Source organism: Arthrospira sp. PCC 8006 (assembly GCF_046480465.1).
Lineage (GTDB): Bacteria > Cyanobacteriota > Cyanobacteriia > Cyanobacteriales > Microcoleaceae > Limnospira > Limnospira platensis.
In genome coordinates this window covers 1-317 of sequence record NZ_PKGG01000625.1, presented here as the reverse complement: position 1 = coordinate 317, position 317 = coordinate 1, and the positions used below count along the sequence as shown (strand labels likewise).

Sequence of the window (317 nt, the reverse complement as noted above, 5' to 3'; positions counted from 1 at the left end):
CCTTGCCCTGGCACTGCAGCGCGGCGTTGATACCGGCAAACATGCCCTGCGCCGCTACCTCTTCATAGCCGGTGGTGCCGTTGATTTGCCCCGCAAAGAACAGGCCACTAATGGCGCGGGTTTCAAAGCTGGTTTTAAGCGCGCGCGGGTCGAAGTAATCGTATTCAATTGCGTAGCCGGGCCGCAGGATATGCGCGTTTTCCATACCCACCATGGAACGGACCAGCGCGTACTGGATGCCTTCGCGCTCCAGCATCTGGCNCAGGTTCTGGCCGCAGCGGCCATAGCCACAAATGATGACGTGTGTGTTGGCATTG

At 59.2% G+C, this 317-nt stretch carries 1 protein-coding gene; it reads right to left on the bottom strand.

Features of this window, described 5'->3' with window-relative positions; all coding sequences use genetic code 11:
* On the bottom strand, positions 1 to 256 hold a 256-nt coding region (locus tag B9T16_RS29660; protein WP_410246491.1), incomplete at its 3' end, for an FAD-dependent oxidoreductase.
* Positions 257 to 317 lie beyond the last annotated feature (61 nt).